The sequence below is a fragment of the Alteromonas sp. WD8-37 genome (assembly GCF_055326825.1).
In genome coordinates this window covers 747,133-766,063 of record NZ_JBUZOV010000002.1, presented here as the reverse complement: position 1 = coordinate 766,063, position 18,931 = coordinate 747,133, and the positions used below count along the sequence as shown (strand labels likewise).

General features: G+C 47.1%; 19 protein-coding genes. 14 read left to right on the top strand and 5 right to left on the bottom strand.

Annotated features, from left to right (window positions below; all coding sequences use genetic code 11):
* Positions 1-551, bottom strand: a 551-nt coding sequence (locus ACTUJZ_RS08840) for an IS110 family RNA-guided transposase (protein WP_463635922.1), incomplete at its 3' end; no start/stop codon positions are given.
* A gap of 755 nt (positions 552-1,306) precedes the next feature.
* Between ACTUJZ_RS08840 and ACTUJZ_RS08835 the strand changes: the two genes are divergently transcribed.
* The gene (locus tag ACTUJZ_RS08835) at positions 1,307-1,789 is read left to right on the top strand and encodes a GNAT family N-acetyltransferase (RefSeq protein ID WP_463635921.1); all 483 of its coding nucleotides are present in this window, start codon (positions 1,307-1,309) and stop codon (positions 1,787-1,789) included.
* Positions 1,790-1,793: 4 nt separating this feature from the next.
* Here the strand turns inward: ACTUJZ_RS08835 and ACTUJZ_RS08830 are convergent, their stop codons facing one another.
* From ACTUJZ_RS08830 to ACTUJZ_RS08820, 3 genes are all read right to left on the bottom strand, one after another.
* A complete protein-coding gene (locus tag ACTUJZ_RS08830; protein WP_463635920.1) occupies positions 1,794-2,417 on the bottom strand; it encodes a TetR/AcrR family transcriptional regulator in 624 nt (207 codons plus the stop codon).
* Between the two features lie 88 nt (positions 2,418-2,505).
* Positions 2,506-3,258 (bottom strand): sporulation protein, encoded by a 753-nt coding sequence (locus ACTUJZ_RS08825; RefSeq protein WP_463635919.1) that lies wholly within the window; start codon positions 3,256-3,258, stop codon positions 2,506-2,508.
* A 164-nt stretch (positions 3,259-3,422) separates the two neighbouring features.
* Positions 3,423-4,520, bottom strand: a complete 1,098-nt coding sequence (locus ACTUJZ_RS08820; RefSeq protein WP_463635918.1) for an NADH:flavin oxidoreductase — start codon at positions 4,518-4,520, stop codon at positions 3,423-3,425.
* A 102-nt stretch (positions 4,521-4,622) separates the two neighbouring features.
* On the opposite strand from ACTUJZ_RS08820, the gene ACTUJZ_RS08815 reads away from it, so the two are divergent.
* From ACTUJZ_RS08815 to ACTUJZ_RS08800, 4 genes are all read left to right on the top strand, one after another.
* The gene (locus ACTUJZ_RS08815) at positions 4,623-5,522 is read left to right on the top strand and encodes a LysR family transcriptional regulator (RefSeq protein WP_463635917.1); all 900 of its coding nucleotides are present in this window, start codon (positions 4,623-4,625) and stop codon (positions 5,520-5,522) included.
* Positions 5,523-5,926: 404 nt separating this feature from the next.
* Entirely contained in the window at positions 5,927-7,582 is a 1,656-nt protein-coding gene (locus tag ACTUJZ_RS08810) for an ABC transporter ATP-binding protein (protein WP_463635916.1), read from the top strand.
* Between the two features lie 51 nt (positions 7,583-7,633).
* A complete protein-coding gene (locus ACTUJZ_RS08805) occupies positions 7,634-7,918 on the top strand; it encodes a PqqD family protein (protein ID WP_463635915.1) in 285 nt (94 codons plus the stop codon).
* A 29-nt stretch (positions 7,919-7,947) separates the two neighbouring features.
* Positions 7,948-8,373 (top strand): lasso peptide biosynthesis B2 protein, encoded by a 426-nt coding sequence (locus tag ACTUJZ_RS08800; protein WP_463635914.1) that lies wholly within the window; start codon positions 7,948-7,950, stop codon positions 8,371-8,373.
* Between the two features lie 40 nt (positions 8,374-8,413).
* Here the strand turns inward: ACTUJZ_RS08800 and ACTUJZ_RS08795 are convergent, their stop codons facing one another.
* The gene (locus ACTUJZ_RS08795) at positions 8,414-10,369 is read right to left on the bottom strand and encodes an asparagine synthase-related protein (protein ID WP_463635913.1); all 1,956 of its coding nucleotides are present in this window, start codon (positions 10,367-10,369) and stop codon (positions 8,414-8,416) included.
* Between the two features lie 313 nt (positions 10,370-10,682).
* Here ACTUJZ_RS08795 and ACTUJZ_RS08790 point away from each other — a divergent pair, with 313 nt between their 5' ends.
* The 9 genes from ACTUJZ_RS08790 (at position 10,683) to ACTUJZ_RS08750 (ending at position 18,868) form a co-directional block, all read left to right on the top strand.
* Positions 10,683-11,369: a PEP-CTERM sorting domain-containing protein gene (locus ACTUJZ_RS08790; protein ID WP_463635912.1), complete on the top strand. Its 687-nt coding sequence runs from the start codon at positions 10,683-10,685 to the stop codon at positions 11,367-11,369.
* Between the two features lie 18 nt (positions 11,370-11,387).
* Positions 11,388-11,543 carry a lasso RiPP family leader peptide-containing protein gene (locus ACTUJZ_RS08785; protein ID WP_463635911.1) on the top strand — a complete coding sequence of 52 codons (156 nt, stop codon included), beginning with the start codon at positions 11,388-11,390 and terminating at the stop codon, positions 11,541-11,543.
* A gap of 165 nt (positions 11,544-11,708) precedes the next feature.
* Positions 11,709-12,188: a 3-phosphoshikimate 1-carboxyvinyltransferase gene (locus tag ACTUJZ_RS08780; RefSeq protein WP_463635910.1), complete on the top strand. Its 480-nt coding sequence runs from the start codon at positions 11,709-11,711 to the stop codon at positions 12,186-12,188.
* The gene (locus tag ACTUJZ_RS08775) at positions 12,185-13,339 is read left to right on the top strand and encodes an outer membrane beta-barrel protein (protein ID WP_463635909.1); all 1,155 of its coding nucleotides are present in this window, start codon (positions 12,185-12,187) and stop codon (positions 13,337-13,339) included. Before ACTUJZ_RS08780 ends, ACTUJZ_RS08775 begins: the two co-directional genes overlap by 4 nt.
* Before the next feature lie 12 nt (positions 13,340-13,351).
* A complete protein-coding gene (locus ACTUJZ_RS08770; protein WP_463635908.1) occupies positions 13,352-13,891 on the top strand; it encodes a polysaccharide biosynthesis/export family protein in 540 nt (179 codons plus the stop codon).
* A gap of 23 nt (positions 13,892-13,914) precedes the next feature.
* Positions 13,915-16,179 carry a GumC family protein gene (locus tag ACTUJZ_RS08765; protein ID WP_463635907.1) on the top strand — a complete coding sequence of 755 codons (2,265 nt, stop codon included), beginning with the start codon at positions 13,915-13,917 and terminating at the stop codon, positions 16,177-16,179.
* Between the two features lie 13 nt (positions 16,180-16,192).
* Complete coding sequence (locus ACTUJZ_RS08760; RefSeq protein WP_463635906.1) at positions 16,193-16,885, top strand: tyrosine-protein phosphatase; 693 nt, start codon at positions 16,193-16,195, stop codon at positions 16,883-16,885.
* 8 nt (positions 16,886-16,893) lie between these two features.
* A complete protein-coding gene (locus ACTUJZ_RS08755) occupies positions 16,894-17,571 on the top strand; it encodes a hypothetical protein (RefSeq protein WP_463635905.1) in 678 nt (225 codons plus the stop codon).
* A gap of 4 nt (positions 17,572-17,575) precedes the next feature.
* The gene (locus ACTUJZ_RS08750; protein WP_463635904.1) at positions 17,576-18,868 is read left to right on the top strand and encodes an O-antigen ligase family protein; all 1,293 of its coding nucleotides are present in this window, start codon (positions 17,576-17,578) and stop codon (positions 18,866-18,868) included.
* Positions 18,869-18,931: the final 63 nt, after the last annotated feature.

Sequence of the window (18,931 nt, the reverse complement as noted above, 5' to 3'; positions counted from 1 at the left end):
AACCGATGGATTTCACTTCTAAGGTCATCCGGTAAGCCATTGTCAGCATCTTCCAGGATATCGGGTATCGACCTGACGAACGCCTTTTTTCCCTGGGCTAACGTAATACCGAACTCATAGAGGATCCCCTTGAGTAGATTACTGGTCGCAGTTTGCTCATCCACATAATGCTGCCTGATGCGTTCACAGGATTGTAGCGCCAGTTGCTCATCACTTTTCACCTGCACGGGCTTTACATTGGGCTGCCTGGCCGCAACGCCAATTGCCACAGCATCGTTTTTGTCTGTCTTATGGCCAGACAAAAATCGCTTCACGAACAACGGCGGTATCAGCATGACCTGATGACCATATCCCTGGGCTATTTTTGCCCAGTAATGCGCGCTTCCGCAGGCTTCCACTGCTACAAGTGAAGGAGGTTGCCTGAGCAACCAGCTTTTTAATGAAGAGCGAGTAAAATTACGCTGTGTAACAACCTTATTAGCAGTATCAAGGACACAGACATCGAAAGAACTCTTTGCAAGGTCGATAGCAATTACGTTAGATTCAGCCATGTATGGACTCCTTTTAGAGGTTGTTTGGCGATAACCAAAATACTCCTCCGGGGGTGGAGGAGTCCATACATCGCGAAAGTCGGGATCTCCCTGCCTTCCTGGCTTTGCCTCAGACTTCCTCTTCCCGGTTATGACACCTCAGGTAACCCAAGGAGATAGCGGCCTGCGCCGCTATGACAGTGTAGGCCGCCATGACGGTGCACTTGGACACTCCGACGCTTTCCCACCGTCATCCCGACGAAAATCGGGATCTCCTTGGCTTGCTGGCAATGCCTGCTACATCCTTTCTAAACTCACACACCACCCAAGGAGATAGCGGCCTGCGCCGCTATGACAGTGTAGGCCGCCATGACGGTGCACTTGGACACCCCGACGCTTTCCCATCGTCATCCCGACGAAAGTCGGGATCTCCTTGGTTTACTGACTATGCCTGCTACTTCCTCTTCCCCATACACACACCACAGGTACCCCAAGGAGATAGCGGCGTAGTTTGTCATCCCGACGAAAGTCGGGATCTCCGTGGCTTGCTGGCAATGCCTGCAAGTTCCTCTTCCTCATTCACACACCACAGGTACCCAAAGGAGATAGCGGCCTGCGCCGCTATGACAGTGTAGGCCGCTATGACGACGGTTTTGATGAAGATGACAACCCGCGCAACCATAACAGCGCTATCAATAGAATGAAGTTACACAACACCAGCAATAACAATCACACAGCGCTCATGCTAGGCTTAGGTTTTTGTTGTTGGAGCACTTATGAGCAGCTTTACTATTCGCGCGGCGATGCCGTCCGACATCCCGCAAATCCTGACCTTTATCATCGAACTGGCACGATACGAAAAAGCCGAGCATGAAGTAGAAGCCACAGAAGATGATTTAGGGAAAACCCTGTTTGGCGAGGGTGCCACGTCCCATTGCATCCTGTGTGAGCAGGATGGGCAGCCGGTGGGTTTTGCGGTGTATTTTTACAATTACTCCACCTGGCAGGGGCAAAATGGCCTGTATCTGGAAGACTTATTTGTCAGTCCTCAATACCGTGGCCAGGGTGCCGGTGTGCAGCTGCTTCGCTACCTGGCGCAGCACGCAGTGAAAAACAACTGTGGCCGCTTTGAATGGAGCGTGCTGGATTGGAATACACCGGCAATTGAGTTCTATCAAGCATTAGGCGCTAAACCAAAATCAGAATGGGTAGGCTACCGGTTAGATGGCGACGCGCTCACCGCGTTTGCCAATGGCTAGCCAGCTAGTCGTCAATACCGGTTTGATAGTGACTTAAAAACAGCGCCGCTGTGCGTGCAGCGATTTGCTCGATTTGCTGCGCGGTGAGCGGGGCTTCGATTTTCATCAGCTGTGGCCAAAAGCAGTGCCCTTTGATCAGGCTGGTGAGTTCTTTGGCACTGTACTGCATATCCTCAATGGCCAGCCGGCCGTCCTCGCTGGCGGCTTTGAGCCAGCGGTGCAGAACAGTCTCCTGCGCGGTCAGTTGATGGATTTCATCGCGCAGGCGATCCGGGTGGTAAAACAAATGGCCGAAGGCCACTCGCGCCAGCTCCAGATAATCTTCACCGATGAGCAGCTCAATCTCAGCCTGCAGCAACGCTGTAAGCTGAGGGTGTAACGGCTTATCCGCTTCATACTGCACCGGAATACTGACCATACACTGATGCCACAGGGCGCGGATCAAATGCATGACAATCATCTCTTTAGAAGCAAAATGATTGTACACCGTGCGCTTTGACACCTGCGCCATCTCAGCCAGCTTATCCATACTGGTGCCAGCCACGCCATATTTTTCAAAGGCTTGCTTAGCTGCGCACAAAATGGCATCGCGCTTGGCGTCACTGCGGGTTCGGGTTACAGCGTTCATGAGGCCTGTAGCTCAATAGTGAATAAAACCAGTCTACACCGCTTTGCGCTAATTCGCACCAAGCCCTGAATGGTCAGTACGCACTTATTTACCCGAGCAGTTTTTCGATATACGGGCGCACTGCTGCCACGCTGGTGCAGTGATTGGGTATGGCAATACTTTGATAACCATCGCCTAAAAATGCCCGATCTTTTTCGATCAGCACGCCGGTCTCGCTGCCATTGTCCACGAAGGTTACCTCCAGCTCCCGTGCACCAAATAAAGAGCGCGATTCAGGCTTAAATTCATATTCCTGATAGCACGGCAGGTGAGAAGCAAACTGCGGCGTACGGACCCGCCCGGCTTCAATATCAGACTTAAATAAACGAAAGCCGCTTTGACTGATCATCTCCAGCACCGCCATTTGAGTGGCAGACGGCACAATCACCAGCGGATCTTTATCCGAGCCATCAATGCCACTTTGAATATCCAGGCCGGTTTGCAGCCAGACTTTAGCAATCTGCTGGCCAAACAACTCCGAAGCTGGTAACTCAGGGTGCAGTGATAAGGTCAGTTGCTGGGTGCGCGTTTCGCCCGGTGCCACAGTCACCTCTAATGTTTTTTGCCAATGCTGCAACACCACACTTTTCGAATAAGTCACTTCGTTGTCGCCGATATCCGCTTCAGCTTTTGCACTGGCCATGATGGCGAATTCCAGGCCGTTGATATGCTGCTCGACATCGCCGCCTTTTATCACCACCTCAATATTTACATCATCGCCGGCGCGCAGTGTATCGGTAAGTAAGATGGCATCGACCGTGGCGCTACCAATACCTACCCGAGCCAATAATTTTTTCAGCATGCTGCTTCTCCTTTCTCATCGCTGTGTTGCTGTTTACTTAGCTCTGAGACTACACAAAAACAGTAAGGTTCACGATGCCATTAACCACCGCAACGCGCGAAACACAGACAAAAAAAGAGCCGGGCGAACCCGGCTCTTCTTACCATTAGGCAACTTACCACCCGCTAGTGATTGGCTTTATAAGTGCGCTCGTTGTCGATATCGGCAATGGGGGTGAGCATGGCAAAATCGAACTCTGCTGGTTGCTGCCCTTCGCGCACTTTTTGCGGCCAGGCATGATCGCCCAGGGCGGCTTTACCGATTGCCACTAAATCACCGTGCGCCTCGTCAACAGCGGAGCTGGCATGTTGCTGCTCACTCACACCACCGTTGATGATCACAGGCACCGCGACAGTTTGCTTAGCCAGCTGGCCCAGCGACGCCAGTCCATCGAATACCTCACGGGTCAAGTCGGGCTCGGTAATATGCACATAATCGACCCCGGCTTGTTCTACCGTGTTAAAAATAACCTCGGCGTCCTGCTTACTGCCCCACTGATAATCCGGGTCATTCACTTTTGCCTGTGATAACCGCACGCCAACAATAAAGTCAGCGGGCACAGCATTACGTACGCCGGCAATCACCTCTTTTATCAACCGCACGCGGTTGGCAATACTGCCACCGTAATTATCATCGCGCTGGTTGGTGTAGGTGGTTAAAAACTGGTCCAGCAGATAGCCATTGGCGCCGTGTATTTCTACCCCGTCGAAGCCGGCTTTGTGCGCGAGCACCGCACTATCGATAAAGCCCTGAATGGCGCTATCGATGTCGGCCTGCGACATGGCATCAGGCACAGCAAACTCCCCGTCACCATAGTAAAACCCGAGCTGTTCGCCTTTTGGCTTCACCTTAGACGGTGCCATGGTGCCATCGCGCTGCGCATTAAATTGGCTCAACGCGCCGGCATGCATTAGCTGGGCAATAAAGGTGCTGCCTGAGGCTTTTACTGCCTGCACCGTATCAAGCCAGGATGCAGCGTGAGTACCTGTGGCCAGGCCGGGCTGATACTGATATCCCTGGCTGAACTGCTCATCGGTGAACAGGCCTTCGGTGATCAGCATCGAAAAGCCGCCGTTGGCAAACGACGTATAGTAATCCTGCATCAGCGGGCCCACGGTACCGTCGGCGTTGGCACTGACCCGGGTCATGGGTGCCAGAACCAGGCGGTTAGCCAATAGACGTTTGTTCAGCGAAAATGTTGAAAAAATGGATGTCGATTTCATTAGTCATCCTCCTATTTCAAAAGTGTCCTCAATAATGCAGATGACATTGCAAACAAAAAACAGATAAACAATACTTTCTGTTTAAATAAAATATTGCAACTGATGAAAATCAACCAGATAGAAAGCCTGCGGATCGTTAAAGCTGTGGTGGAAAAAGGTAACTTTTCCCGCGCAGCAGAACACCTGGACCTGACCCCCGCTTGGGTAGCCAAGGCAATAGAAAGACTGGAAAGCGAACTCAATGCTACCCTGTTTCGACGCACTACCCGCCAGGTAAGTACCACCGAAGCCGGCCAGCTGTGCTACAAGCAGGCGTGTGAGATTTTGGAGCGCTGGGAAGATCTACGCTTTGCCATGGACCAAACCCAATCCGACCTTCGGGGCACCATTAAACTGAGCATGCCCATGTCCTTTGGCATTTCGGTAATGGCAACACTGCTTGGCCAGTTTCAGCAACAAAACCCACTGGTAGAGCTGGATATCGAGCTTTCCGATGAAGAGGTTCGGCTGGGCGAGCAGGATTTTGATGTGGTGATTCGCCTGACCTTTGCCCTGCCCGACAGCTCATTACTGGTAAAAACCTTGCGCTCTTATCGGATGGTAACCTGCGCCACGCCCGCCTACCTGCAAGCTCACGGCATGCCCCAGACCCCGGCAGATTTGGCCGGCCACAAGATCCTGAAATTTGAGCGACAAGTGGGGGTAACACGCTGGGCTTATCTGGTTGACGGTGAGTGGGTGACCATTGAACTTAGCCCCTATGTAAAAGCCAACAACAGCGAGCTACTGCACACTTTGTTATGCCAGGGCCAGGGAATCGCCCGCATCCCAGAGTTTATTGTGGCTAAAGATCTGGCTGAGGGCCGCTTAGTGGAACTGCTCACCGAATTCCCCTCCCCTGAATTATCGCTGCATCTATTGCGGCCCAATAACAGACGCATCACCGCACGGGTGCAGGCATTTTATGCTTTTATGCAAGCGCAGTTGGGGCGGGAGGAGTGAATTCCGATTTTGTAAGAAACCATATTCAGTTTGTAATAGAGGCCAACCCTTTGTCTTTGGAGGTTGTACCCTCGCAGCGCATTTGTACTACCTTTTGTACAAGTCGATGATTAACTAAATTCTGCTAGGCCGGATAAGCCCTCCCCATAATAGAGGTATGGGGGAACCGGATGATCTCGAAGGTGAACAATAAAAAACCCTCGTGCGTTTTTGCGTTGCGGGCATCGCGGCAAAGCCGCTCGTTGCAAGTTACTCAGCCGTAACTTGTCGAACGTCACTGGCTTTCTGGCAGGTAGCGTCATTTCATTGTGTAACATCAAAACAATTGATGCTATTCTGCTCAAAAGGGAAAAAAGTAAAGCGAATCAGCAGGAAGCGAAGCGCTGCCAGGCAGTACCTACCGCATGTTTATTAAGCATTTCATTGATTACATAAAGCCTCAACAGCACAGTTACGCGCTCATTTTTTTATTAATGACGCTGGAAAGTGCCGCGAGTCTGGCGATCCCCTATATTGTCGGTCAGTTTTCCAGTGCTGTACTGAAGGAATCTTCAACGTTACAGTGGCACTCTGGCTATCTATTAGGCGTGTGGATTTTACTCATCGTCGTGCTGGCACTGGTGCGTTATCAATTTAGCTTTCGGGTGAACATGGTCGGCGCACGCATTCTTTCACAGCTAAGCTGCCGCCTGTATGATCACGTTCAACTGTTACCGCTGAGTTACTTTTCAACCCGCAAAAAAGGCAAAATACTCTCACTTATCAGTAACGACGCCAATGTGGTTGCCTATTTTTTGTCTGGTATATTAACCAACCTGGCACCAAGCCTTCTCATCGCGGCTGGCGCCTTGGTAATGATGGCCAGCATTAATATATACCTGGCCGCGGTTATCGCTATCATTGTTCCTGCATTTTTTGTGTTACTGAAGCTGCTTAGCCGTCGCGCCCGCCCTCTTTCTGAAATGGTGGTAAATCAGCAAGCCGGCATTGTGGCCCTTGCTGCGGAGAACTTCAGCACTATCCAGCTGCTGAAGTCGTTTGGTCGTGAGCAAATCGAAAGCGACAAATTTAAGCAAAACATTGAACACATGCTTGATTTACGCCGCAGTCAGTTTCATATCCAGGCGATGCTATCCCCTGTTATTCAAATGCTGATGTCTATTGGTATTGTAGTGATTGTGCTGGTTAGCGTACTCCACTACCGCACGGGAGAGCTCAGTATTTCAGAGCTCATCACACTACTGATGTATGGCATGCTGTTTGCCAAGCTCTTAAGTACGCTGGCAGGTACGTACGGGCAATATCAGCAGGCACTGGGTTCATCAACACGAATTATCGATGTATTCAATGTGGCACCTGAAGCCAGCAGTGAAAACCAACAAGCAGTACAATTTAAACAGGGAACTATCGATTTAAAACACGTTTACTTTGATCATGATCCCTCTGAACCGCTCTTACTTGATATAACTGCCCAGTTTAGCGCCGATAACGTAAGCGTAATTTTAGGTGATAATGGCTCAGGCAAAACCACGCTGCTTCATTTGTTAATGCGTTTTATTCAGCCGCAGAAGGGAAAAGTCCTGTTTGATGATCAGGACATCAGCCAGTGCAGTATTCAGTCTCTTCGCAGGCATATCGCCCTGGTGTCTCAGGATGTCGCACTTAGTCATGGCAGTATTTATGACAATATCGCTTACGGGCGACCCGACACCAGTAAGCAGGAAGTCATTGATACGGCCAAACGAGCCGGCGCTGACCGGTTTATTCAGGCACTCGATATGGGGTATGATTCACAGGTAGGAGATAACGGTGTATTACTCTCTGCCGGCCAGCGCCAGAAAATTTCTCTGGCCCGTGCATTGCTTCTGAATTGTAAAGTGATCATTTTTGATGAGCCTACCTCCTATGCGGATAGTCAGGGACAGGCTGAATTTAAATCACTTATAGAAAGCCAACTGGCATCCCACACTGTTATTGTAGTGACTCACGATGAGGCATTAGCCGATGTGGCCGATACAGTTTACCGTATACAAAACTGCAACCTCGTAAAAATCGTGTAACTAATCTAAACAGGCCAAATGAGTGGCCGCCAGCAAAAAATGGATAGCACTATGACGATGGAACTTCCACACACAGTCAAAATCAGTGAAACCGCACTAATTCAGAAAGTCGCCGATGAAATGGTGATCCTCGATATGGAAAGCGGACAGTACTACACCCTGAATGAAGTCGCATCAGATATGCTTGGCCATCTTCAGGAGGGTCATACGCTTAATGCTGTCGTTGAAAAAATTTGCGAGAGCTATGATGCTCCGGCAACCGAGGTAGAGTCAGACCTTGCGGAAATGGTTACACACCTACTGGATAAAAAGCTGGCCGTACCGCAAGAGAAATAGCCCGGCGAAACTGCTGGCACAACCAGACAATGATCAACATTAAAGGCTACAGGCTTACATTATTGCTGGAAGCAGCGCTCACCTTGCTAACGTGGGATCTGAGGATTCGCTATCAACGTTTTGCTAAATGGAAACGTCATCTTGGACAATACCCTCTTTCAGACTTAACTCAACCTGATATCAGGCAAGCAAGAAAACTTAACGCTCATATCGAATGTATTGTGCGCCACGCACCTCTTGAGCTTAATTGTATGCGTCGCTGTTTGACACTAAAAACCATGCTGGCACGGCGGCAAATGAACACCACATTGCATATCGGTGTGAAATTTGAATCACAGCAACAACTTGCCGCACATGCCTGGATAAGCGCTAACAAACAGTTGTTAAACGATACTCAGGAAAACACCGCTCAATACCGTGAAATCACAGAGAATCACGAAAAGTTTATTGTGTAGAACAGGATCAGCATACAGCCACATTAAAAAGCCGCCGACTTCAATCTTCGATGTGTGTCTGATACCAGGACTGCACCAAAATTGCGTATAGCAAATCCACCTGCAAACTCGGACGCTTGCTCGCCATCACATTATCGAATGCAGACAATACCTGAGTGTTATCGATAAGCCCCAAGTCAGCCAACCCTTCGTGGGCAAGCAGACCTCTGATTTCATCCTGATTATGGGTTAACAGCTTTGCAAAATGTTCATCGAATACCGTTTTGCTGCGGTTCCAGCACACCTGGTCAGGCAGATGATCGCTCATGGTCTTACGAAGCAATAGCTTGGGGTATTCACCACTAATATGCATTTTTTGAGGTATGTCAAAACTGAACTGGGCAATATGTTTATTGAATAACGGGTGCTGTACCTTAAGGCCATACTTATCAAATACCGCCTGATAAGAACGCATGGCGTTGAATGTTGAGGTTTGGAATATACCTTCGTAACGTGCATAGAGGGCAAGGTTGTGCTTATTACCTTCAAACGGATTTGGGCGCTGCTCAGCGTCAAGCAACCTGGCTTTGGCCTCACCGGTTAGCCATGGCGGGATGCTGATTGCCGCTAACGCCTGCTCTACGCTGGAGCCAGATAAGCGGTTTTTCAGTGTTTGTTTCATCGGGCCTAAGAATACACTGCGAAGCGCGCTAAAAACCGGAAGCTTAAGCTTCCTCGCACTGTTTATCACTTCTGCAACAACGCCCCACTCGCCCGAGGTTAATCGGTCGAAATAGGCAAGGCTGTGCCCCCAAAACATCTCATCCCCGCCATTGCCGGTAAGTAACAGTGATGCATTCGCCCCCTGCAATAGCGCTGCTTCCTGATGGTATTTGGGCGAAAGCACCATACCCGGACTTTGCGGGTGTGTGGGGTAGACATCCTTAAAGCGGTAGTCAGCGTATTTATCCAGCTCGATAAAGTGGCTTTGCGTAAACGAATAACGCGAAATCATTGCGTGGATATTGTCTCGTTCATCAGCGCTGTTGGTGTTGGCATACGTGTGAGAAACCGTATGCATCGACATCCCTCGCTGTTTCGCGAACTGACAGGCTATCGCCGAGACTGTCGTTGAGTCCATACCGCCGCTTAGCTGAGAGAAAAAACATCCATCGTCAGAGCGAACATCGTTGTTGTACTGGGCTGAGACCGACTCAGAGACACTCTCCTCTAATAACGATGACAAACGTTGCTGGTAGTCGCGTGGAAGCCCCGCTTTCTCCACCTCGCATGACACCGGATTAATATCCCAGAATTTACTCACCTGCGGTTTCTTGTCAGGACATAATAGGACCATCCCCCCTTGCGGAACCTGATGAATATTATCAAACAACGAGCGGTTGGGATCGGGACGCCCTGCAAGCCAAAAACTCAGCGCTGTCTTACATACCTTCGGCGTTACCAATGGCAATATAAGCTCAACGTCATGACTAATAACATAATGACCGGGAAACTCTTCCAGTTCAGCATAAAAGAGCGTTTGCGGATTAAATGAAGAAGTAGCCAGAAATAAAAAGTGGGTTGAATTATCGGACACGGCGAAACGAAAATCACCATCAAGCTGGTTCAGGGTTTGAGAACACTCACCTTGTAATGAATGAAATGCACCTGTGTCAGCATTTTTTACAGCGAGGTCGGCAGCTTTACGTAAATAATCTGACACAAGATCAGAATCATCCGTTCGCTCTTGGTTGAACAACCGAGGATTGCGCTGAACAAGTGCAGATACTGACAAGCGCGTTTCCAGTAACAACGTCACCTGTGCTTTCTTTGAATTTGAATAGTCAGAATAAGGATGAGTGTCAAAATGAAAAAGCTGCGATAGCCCAGCCGAATGAAAGCCGACCCATTCTCCGCACGTTCCTTGCTTCATACCGCTGACGTATGAGGAAAGTGCACGCGCGACGGCCACTGACTGGCGACCATAAATAATAATATCGGCTGATGGTAATGCCACTTCCTAACTACCTCTTCCCTGTTATTCCATGCATGTTGCTCGGTTGTGATTTAAATTGCAATGCATGCTAATCAAGTACTTACCCAAAATAACCGTTTAATATTCAAGCGCATAATGAGCTTATGGTGTCAGGTTTTATTACAGTCCCCGTTCCTGTGGCGCCTCTTTGAAACCCCAAAAAAAATAAAGCATTGATTAAATTGATATTTTACAATACGGTGTAAATCTTGCTTAAACGACCACGCTTACACAAGCATTAGGAAACAGCACATCACTCACGTGCCCACTCATTAGTCGAAAAAGGAACTACGACATGATTCGTAAAATTATCTTTGGTATAGGCATGCTTGCCATGTCTGGTATTGCTAACGCCGCTATCATAGTTAGTGAATCTGCAATTACTGGTGCCGATATGGCGGGTATGGAAGTTACTGTCACTTTTGGGAATGACACCACAGAATCTGTCCTGTGGCAGGTTATCGCCGATAATAAAGGTGAATCAATCGAAGATGCCGAAGGCCGCATAGGTGGTGCTATTGCCGATACTTGGTCTTTACAACAACAAGGTTATACGCTTGGCGGTGTTGACGAGGGTATTTACTACGGATTGTGGACGCTGATGAATAGCAACGGGCTAGGCATCAAAAATATTGAGATCAGTGGGTTAATGGCCGGTAGCAATAGAATTGCCTTTGACATTCTCGCAGGGAACTCAGACTTACCGGACAACGGTGAGGTATTTCCGGGTTCTAATGGTGGTCAGGCTTTTGTAACAGATTTCTCTGGTGCTATAGGTGGTTACTCTAACCAAGTCGACCTTGCTTACAACGATTTGTTCTACACGTTAAATATCGGTTTCGAAAGCTTGCTACAGCAAGACCAATCTGTTAACTTTTTCGCCGACACAGACGCGGTAAATGTTTCAGAACCAAGTATCTTAGCGTTAATGCTTCTGGGTTTAGGACTCGCTGCACGACGCACTGTTCGTGCACAACGATAAGATTAGGGGAATAAGGATATGAACAGTCAAACTACTACCGCTTCAGAAAAAAAAGCTTACGTAAAACCTGAAGTGAACAATCCGGGAACCTTAGCTGAGTTAACAAAGGGTTTCTCTGGTAGTATTCCTGATGAGCAAGGTGGCCACACCAAGCGTAACCCTTTCCAAGGATAAAGGACCAATAAGCGATAGCGCCACATCGCGCAGAAAAGCGGTATGCCGGTTATTGAAGCTGTCAGGTAATGCCCTAACACAGACCTTAGTGAAAACTGATACAGACCACTTTTGAGTAGCGGGCAATTAGAATCTGCATGGCGCTTTTTCGCTTAATAATCAGGCATGGAAGAGATAAAAAACTCGGCTGGAAGCGCCTTTAACACAGAGAGCGTTCAACACACGTCAAAAAACCTGACGTTTATAGAAAAACACCCTTCCCTGAAACAGTTGCTTAGCCGCATGCCAGACGAGATTGCAGCTAGCTTTAGTGAAAAGCAGCTAGCTCACCTTGTCACTGCCATCGGTGCACGCAAATGGGGGAAGCACAGTATTGATTTACGGGGCACGTTTAGGCTACCGTTTATCAAGCGGCGCTTTTACTATGTGCTGCTGTTTGGGCGAAACTATCGTCAACTTAGTCGTCAGGAAAAACAGCTTTCAGCACTGGCTACGGCGTTGATTACCACACTTTTCATTTTGCTGTGCAGTTTGTTGGGTTTGGTGTTGCTGTATTTAATTAAATCAGCACTCGGCATTGATCTAATTGAAGGATATTCCCTAGGGATTTGGGGATGGTTTAAAAGCTTATGGGATTACGGATGATTAAGCGCAAAGGATCAGTGGCCATCGGTTTATTGATATTCACTGGCAGTACCCTGGCGCAACAGCACAGTGGTTCATCCTTTGGCGCAGGCCTGCATGTACAACACGACAGCAACGTATTGCGACAAGCCGAAGAAGTGTCAGATACCAGCCTGGCAGTCACACCAGAATTTCAGATAGTAGGTTTGTACGGCAAGCAATCTCTGGCGTTGGATTACAATGGTGAGTACCGCAAGTATCAAGATGAAGACGCGCTGGATTTTACTGCGCATGACATCAAATTAGCAGGCAAACTGGAACACAGCCAACGCCTGTCCTCGCAGCTTGTGCTGCAATACCAGGACGAAATTGAAGAGCCAGGTGTAACTAACCAAGCAACGCTTGGTTTAAACGAATTCAACCACTTCACCATTCGACGCGCACAGTTCCAAGGGGCGTATGGCCGCTCAGACAGTATCGGTCAAGTTGTACTGCGGCTGGACCACGGTCAACGCCGCTACACCAATAATAACCAGGAATTTCGGGACGTTAATCGCTCGGGCATTACTGGACAGTTCTTTTATCGCATTGCACCGAAAACCCGTATTTTACTGGAAGCGACAACAGCTAACTTTGATTACCAGAACACTCAGCAATTCAACCCGTCCAGTCGTGACAACCGCTACTTAATTGGTGTGCAATGGGATGTTACCGCTAAAACCTCCGGTACATTTAAAGCGGGATACCAAACCAAAAGCTTTGATAACGACGCCCGCTTAAACGATATTTCCGGGTTGTCTTACTCGCTGGATATGACATGGGTACCCAATACCTACACCAAGGTCGAGTTGGGTGCATCACGCTTAACCAGTGAATCTGCACAGCTCGGCATTGGCGGCTTCATCAGCGAGGGCTTTAACGCCCGGGTTGAGCACGCCTTTACCGAGCGCACAAACTTCTTTGCAGAATACGATCATTTGTCGTACGACATCACATTTACTCTGAATCGTACCGATAAACGTCACGAGTTTTCAGTTGGCGCCACCCACGATTTACAAACCTGGTTAGATGCAGAGCTTAGCTATTCACGCCTTGAGCGCACATCTGACGACATCTTTTTTGAGTTTGATGCGCAAATTATCCAACTCAGTTTACTTGCTTATTTTGATTAACCGAGACGTACTATGAAAGCTGTATTTCACATTCTGTACTTCGTCAGCGTGCTGATGTTATTACCCGGAAGCCTTGTTCACGCGCAGAACCTGGATGATTATCGTTTATCGGTAGATGATGAAATTTCCATTACCGTTTTTCAGGAGCCCGAGCTGAATATTCAGAAAACGCGGGTAAGCACAACCGGTACCATTTCCATGCCGTTAATCGGGCAAGTTAAAGTGCAATCGCTCACCGTTGAAGAGGTAGAGGCTAAGGTTACCAAACTGCTGCTGGGTGATTATCTGAAAAAGCCCAACGTTACTGTTTCGATTACTGAATATCGCCCGTTTTACATCAATGGCGAGGTGGATGAGCCAGGTAGCTACCCCTTCCGCAAGGACCTTACGATAAAAAAAGCGGTTGCACTGGCCGGCGGTTTTACCGAGCGCGCGTCACGCAGCAACATTCAGCTCATTCGGGAAGGACAGCAAACCGAAATTGAAAATGTCGCGCTGGACTTTGCCGTACAGCCCGGTGACGTTATTACCGTTAACGAAAGCTTCTTTTAAGCCATCAAAGGACAGGAACGATTATGAGTAACATTTCCCCAATGAATCCGGATGGCAAGAACCCCCATTTTGCTCAAGAAAACACGGATGCAGATATTATCGACTTAGGCCAGTACTGGCGAACGATTAAGCGCGCTAAGTGGAGCATTCTGCTTATTACCTTGTGCTGTATTGTCATTGGTGGATTGATGGCCAGCAGCATGACGCCCATCTATAAAGCCACTTCAAAAATTTTGGCTGACCCCCAACAACCCAATGCCAATCAGAATGAACAATACGTGGCGTCTGCGCTGGTATTTCTTTTCTACGAAACCCAATATGAAATTATTCAGTCGCGCAATATCGCGGAAACCGTGGTAGATAAACTGAACCTGGTTGAAAAGTACAAGCAAGAACAGGCAGAACTAAAGCGTCAAGATAAAAGCGGTTTTGCTGCCACCTGGGAAGAGTGGAAAGAAGAGCTTAGAGCTCTGGCGGGTAAAGACAATACCGAACAACCAGCCAAAGCTTTGAGCGATGATGACATACGAACCATGCTGGCGATGCAGATCCAGGGCAACCTGGAGGTCTCTGGCGGTAAGCAGAGTCAGATCATCAATGTATCATACAGTTCTGACGACCCGCAGAAAGCAGCTAACATCATCAACGCGGTTGCCGATGCTTATATTGCCTTTGGTCTGGAGTCGCGCTTAGGTGAAGTGCGTAACACGGAGGAATGGCTGGTTGAGCAGTACGAGAAGCTGGGTGATAAGTTACAGGAATCGGAAGCGGCGTTAAGTGAATATCGCCTTAGTCAGGGCTTGGTAGATACGTCGCAGCAACAGCGATTAGCGAACGCACAACTTCAGAGCCTGAATAATGAGCTTATTCGCGCACAAACGAATTTAAGCGCCGAAGCAGAACAATACGAAATGGTGAAAAATGTCGCCATCGGCTCTACGGCATCTTATTCCCTACCCGCGGTTCTGGCCAACAAAACGGCCAGCGACATGGTGAAAGAGCAAGCCGCAAGAGCACGTGAGGTTGAACAACTTGAGCAGCGCTACGGCGAAAAGCACCCCAAAATGATTGATGCGCGTGCAGCATTAAACTCGACACGGGAAAACCTTGACCGTGAAGTGGCTAAAATTATCGCCAATGTCGAAAAAAGTTACCGCTCTGCCCTCACACAAGTTGAAAACGTACGCCAATTAATAAAAGAAAGCCGCGCTGAAATTCAGGGATTGCAAGGCAATAACCTTGAACTGGTTCGTTTAGAACGCGAAGTAGAAAACAACCGTCGCGTGTACGAGTCGTTCCAAAGCCAGCTAATGCAAGCCAACGTTAACAGTGAATTTGATGCCTCCAATGTGCATATTATTGACCGGGCAACAGTACCGGCAGCGCCTTACAAACCTAACACCAAACTAATCATCGCGTTATCCGCCATGTTCGGTGTGTTTTTTGGTGTTGTGCTGGCGTTTTTACGCGAGGCCCTGGATAACACCTTCAAAACGCCAGACACCATTGAGGATAAACTCAATGTACCGAGTTTAGGCATTACTCCCGTAGTGAAGAAGTCCAAGCAAGAGGTGCCACCGCAACGCCAGTATCTGGACGATCCGCGTTCGACCTTTTCAGAGAGTATCAATACTATTCGTACCGGTTTGCTGTTCTCGAATATCGATAACCCGCCACAAACTATTTTGGTGACATCATCAACTGGTGCTGAAGGCAAATCTACGTTGGCTGTAAACTTAGCCGCAGCGTACAGCAACATCGGCAAAACGTTATTGCTTGAAGTGGACTTACGTAAACCGAGTATCGCACGTTATCTTAACATTACGCCTACAGCCGGGCTTTCCGAGCTGGTAACTGGCAGCGTGCAAAACACCGATAGTCTGATGCAAAGTACAGTAAAAGAAAACCTGACGGTAATAACCTCTGGCGCGATGCCCAGAAACCCGGCGGAGCTGCTGTCCTCGAAAAAATTTGCAAAAGTGCTGGAAGCACTCAAGCGTAACTTCGATTATATCATTCTTGATGGCCCCCCCACGCTTCCGGTAAGTGACTCATCCATTATTGGTAATAAAATGGATGCCGTGATTGTGGCAGTAAAAGCAGAAGACACGAAAGTGAAGACAACCAAAGAGGCGATTAAGCGCTTGCGTAGCCACAATGCCCCTGTTGCCGGCGCAGTGCTCACAGTAGCAGAGCCAAGCAAAATGAGTTATTACGGGGAGTACTACTATGCGGGCGACTATTACGGCAATGTCGATCCTAAAGAGCTAAAAGTGGCGAATGTATAGGTAATAACCTGGCATGATAGACATACACGCACATATTCTTCCGGGCGTTGACGACGGCGCTCGGAGTAATGCCGAAGCTCTGGATATGCTGCGCATGGCTGTTGATCAGGGCGTAACAGTGCAATACCTTACACCACACATGCATTTTGGCCGTTACCCGAATCATAAAAGCGACTTAGAGCAACATTTTGCACGTTTTCAGGAACTTGTGGCGAAAGAGCAAATTGATGTTGAGCTTCGCTTAGGGGCAGAGCTTCGCATTGGGCCCGAGGTGATGATGCTGGCAAAGCAAAATGCCATTCCAACCATAGGCGAGCTGAACCAGAAGAAATTGTTTCTGTTAGAGTTTCCGCGCTCGGAAGTGCCTTACGGCAGTGACAACCTTATTATATGGTTAATGCAAAATGGTTATTTACCTATCATTGTGCACCCGGAACGCAACCATGCTTTTATCCAACGACCAGAGAAACTGGAGCAACTGATTCAACTAGGCTGCCCTCTTCAGCTAACCGGCTCCAGTATAACCGGTAAGTTCGGTGAGGATTGCCAGCAATTTGCGTTACAACTGCTTAAAGAAAACAAAGCCCAGACTATTGCCAGTGATTGTCATAATTTAAAAGGCAGAAAACCAGACTTAGGCGAGACCAAAGCGTGGCTGGAGGAGCATGGCTTACACGATATCAACTTTACGCCATCTTTTGTGTAACCAAAATTATGTCAAAAGATGTAAAAGCTAAAATTATTGCCTACCCTTTTGCTGCGCTCTGCCTTTACTTTGCCTACCTGTCTTTGAATATCGGCTGGGCTTCTTTAATCAGCGTTAGGCCCGAACAAGCGATAGCAGCTTGGGAAGAGAACAAGGAGCCATTTAACCTTGAAGAAGCTCAGAGATATATAGCCCGCCTAGAGTCAGCTATCTCGCATTCTCCTCACAATGCGTTTCACAAGTTATGGCTAGGGCGTTTGCATCTATTGCTTGCAGAGACTGAAAACAGACATGCTAACTTAAAGTCAGCAGAACAATGGCTTAATGCGTTTAATAAGCAGCTGCCGAACTGGTATGAGGGGTGGGCTTACTTAGCTATTGTTGTGTCAAATAAGTTTGCAGGTCCCGCTGAAATTAACAGGGTATTAATGCAAGCTGTTTCATTAGGAAAATACGAAGATAGCTCACAAAAATTACTGATTCCACTAGTCTTGCAGCACTGGGCATTGCTAGATAAAGAAAATAAGCTCCAATCGACAGAGTTATTGCAACACGCAATGGTTTTTAACAAGCATGCTTCGATAGTAATTGAGAACGCAGAGCTGTATAAAAGATTGGAGTTAATTAGACCTTTAGCAACAAGAGACTGGCACCGAAAAAGAATAGATAAACTGAGGTCCAATTAATACGGTGATTAATAAAATTATAAGGCAAACCGCAATCTTAATATTCGCAACTCTTCCTTGGATGAGAGGAGGTGAACTGACTCATGAATATTACTTTTTTTGCTCAACAATTTATCTATTATTATTTCTAAAGTTATTACATAACCCAAAAGAAATTTTTCAAACAATTAGAGAGCAAAAGTGGAGCCTTTTTTTTGCTGGTTTATGGTTATGCTATGGGTGGGCCACCCTCGCACTAAAAATAGTTAGTCATGAAGAGTTTGAACATATTACGTTTTACCCAACAATAATGGAAAACATCCAAAACACATCATACATTGCCTTTTACATATTAATACTCCCAATATTAAGCTCATCAAGAACTATAAAGAAAATTTTTTTAAGCTTTTTAATAAGCAGCTTTTTAATGGCGATTTACTCTGTAGTCAATTTATATTCTAACGGCATATTCGAATTTAGCAAAGCGTTGCCTCCATGGGGAAGAGAATGGAGCCTTGGTGTGAGAGGTACCCTTAGCTACAAAAACCATTATGCAAACTATCTAGGTCTTACGTTAATTATTAGTTTAGGTCTTATTTTAAAAGAATACTTCCAAAAAAAAGAAATAACACAAACATTATCAAATATAAAAATTGCCACAAAATTATTAATGAGCGCTTTTATTATTTTTGTTATCGCTCAAACAAATTCAAGAGGCGTCATTTTGATAATAAGCATTATGTCAATTATATTTTTTGCCTACGCTTTAAGATTCAACATATTACGAAACAAAAAAATTATAGCAGCATATTTCATTACTTTATCACTGACTTTCGTAACGTTTTTGCAATCAAATACGTATCAACGTTTTCAAGATAAGGGTTTAACTTCCCCTAGCCGCATACTAATGTACGAGACTATCAGCAAGATTTGGCAAGATTATGGGCTAATAGGGTCAGGGGCTGGCTCATACCCTTTCCTTCAGCATATTTACAAAAGTCCGAAGCTAGGAATTACATCAATGTCGAAAAGAGCACATAATGACTACATGGAGTTGCTAGTAACTAATGGAATTGGAAGCCTATTCTTATTCTTGTTTTTTTTGGTGGCTTTATATAATAGATTGGGAAGGGCATACTGTTTTTCTGAGTATAATAACTATGCCACATGTTCTTATATAGCAATTACATTCATACTTGTTCATAGCTTAATTGACTTTGTTATTTTTTTACCATTAATTTCTCTGTCGCTTTTCTTTTTTACCGCCGTAGTAGCAAACCATAACAAAAAAGATAGCTCTAATCTTTCCATGAACTAGCACTACTCTATGAATTTTTATATCTTTTTCTGTACATGTTCCATACTCAAAGGCGGTGGGTAA

What these genes read in the sequence shown, in the direction of transcription:
- ACTUJZ_RS08835 (WP_463635921.1), top strand. Translation starts at nt 1,307, where the DNA reads ATGAGCAGCTTTACTATTCGCGCGGCGATGCCGTCCGACATCCCGCAA.
- ACTUJZ_RS08830 (WP_463635920.1), bottom strand. Translation starts at nt 2,417, where the DNA reads ATGAACGCTGTAACCCGAACCCGCAGTGACGCCAAGCGCGATGCCATT.
- ACTUJZ_RS08825 (WP_463635919.1), bottom strand. Translation starts at nt 3,258, where the DNA reads ATGCTGAAAAAATTATTGGCTCGGGTAGGTATTGGTAGCGCCACGGTC.
- ACTUJZ_RS08820 (WP_463635918.1), bottom strand. Translation starts at nt 4,520, where the DNA reads ATGAAATCGACATCCATTTTTTCAACATTTTCGCTGAACAAACGTCTA.
- ACTUJZ_RS08815 (WP_463635917.1), top strand. Translation starts at nt 4,623, where the DNA reads ATGAAAATCAACCAGATAGAAAGCCTGCGGATCGTTAAAGCTGTGGTG.
- ACTUJZ_RS08810 (WP_463635916.1), top strand. Translation starts at nt 5,927, where the DNA reads ATGTTTATTAAGCATTTCATTGATTACATAAAGCCTCAACAGCACAGT.
- ACTUJZ_RS08805 (WP_463635915.1), top strand. Translation starts at nt 7,634, where the DNA reads ATGACGATGGAACTTCCACACACAGTCAAAATCAGTGAAACCGCACTA.
- ACTUJZ_RS08800 (WP_463635914.1), top strand. Translation starts at nt 7,948, where the DNA reads ATGATCAACATTAAAGGCTACAGGCTTACATTATTGCTGGAAGCAGCG.
- ACTUJZ_RS08790 (WP_463635912.1), top strand. Translation starts at nt 10,683, where the DNA reads ATGATTCGTAAAATTATCTTTGGTATAGGCATGCTTGCCATGTCTGGT.
- ACTUJZ_RS08785 (WP_463635911.1), top strand. Translation starts at nt 11,388, where the DNA reads ATGAACAGTCAAACTACTACCGCTTCAGAAAAAAAAGCTTACGTAAAA.
- ACTUJZ_RS08780 (WP_463635910.1), top strand. Translation starts at nt 11,709, where the DNA reads ATGGAAGAGATAAAAAACTCGGCTGGAAGCGCCTTTAACACAGAGAGC.
- ACTUJZ_RS08775 (WP_463635909.1), top strand. Translation starts at nt 12,185, where the DNA reads ATGATTAAGCGCAAAGGATCAGTGGCCATCGGTTTATTGATATTCACT.
- ACTUJZ_RS08770 (WP_463635908.1), top strand. Translation starts at nt 13,352, where the DNA reads ATGAAAGCTGTATTTCACATTCTGTACTTCGTCAGCGTGCTGATGTTA.
- ACTUJZ_RS08765 (WP_463635907.1), top strand. Translation starts at nt 13,915, where the DNA reads ATGAGTAACATTTCCCCAATGAATCCGGATGGCAAGAACCCCCATTTT.
- ACTUJZ_RS08760 (WP_463635906.1), top strand. Translation starts at nt 16,193, where the DNA reads ATGATAGACATACACGCACATATTCTTCCGGGCGTTGACGACGGCGCT.
- ACTUJZ_RS08755 (WP_463635905.1), top strand. Translation starts at nt 16,894, where the DNA reads ATGTCAAAAGATGTAAAAGCTAAAATTATTGCCTACCCTTTTGCTGCG.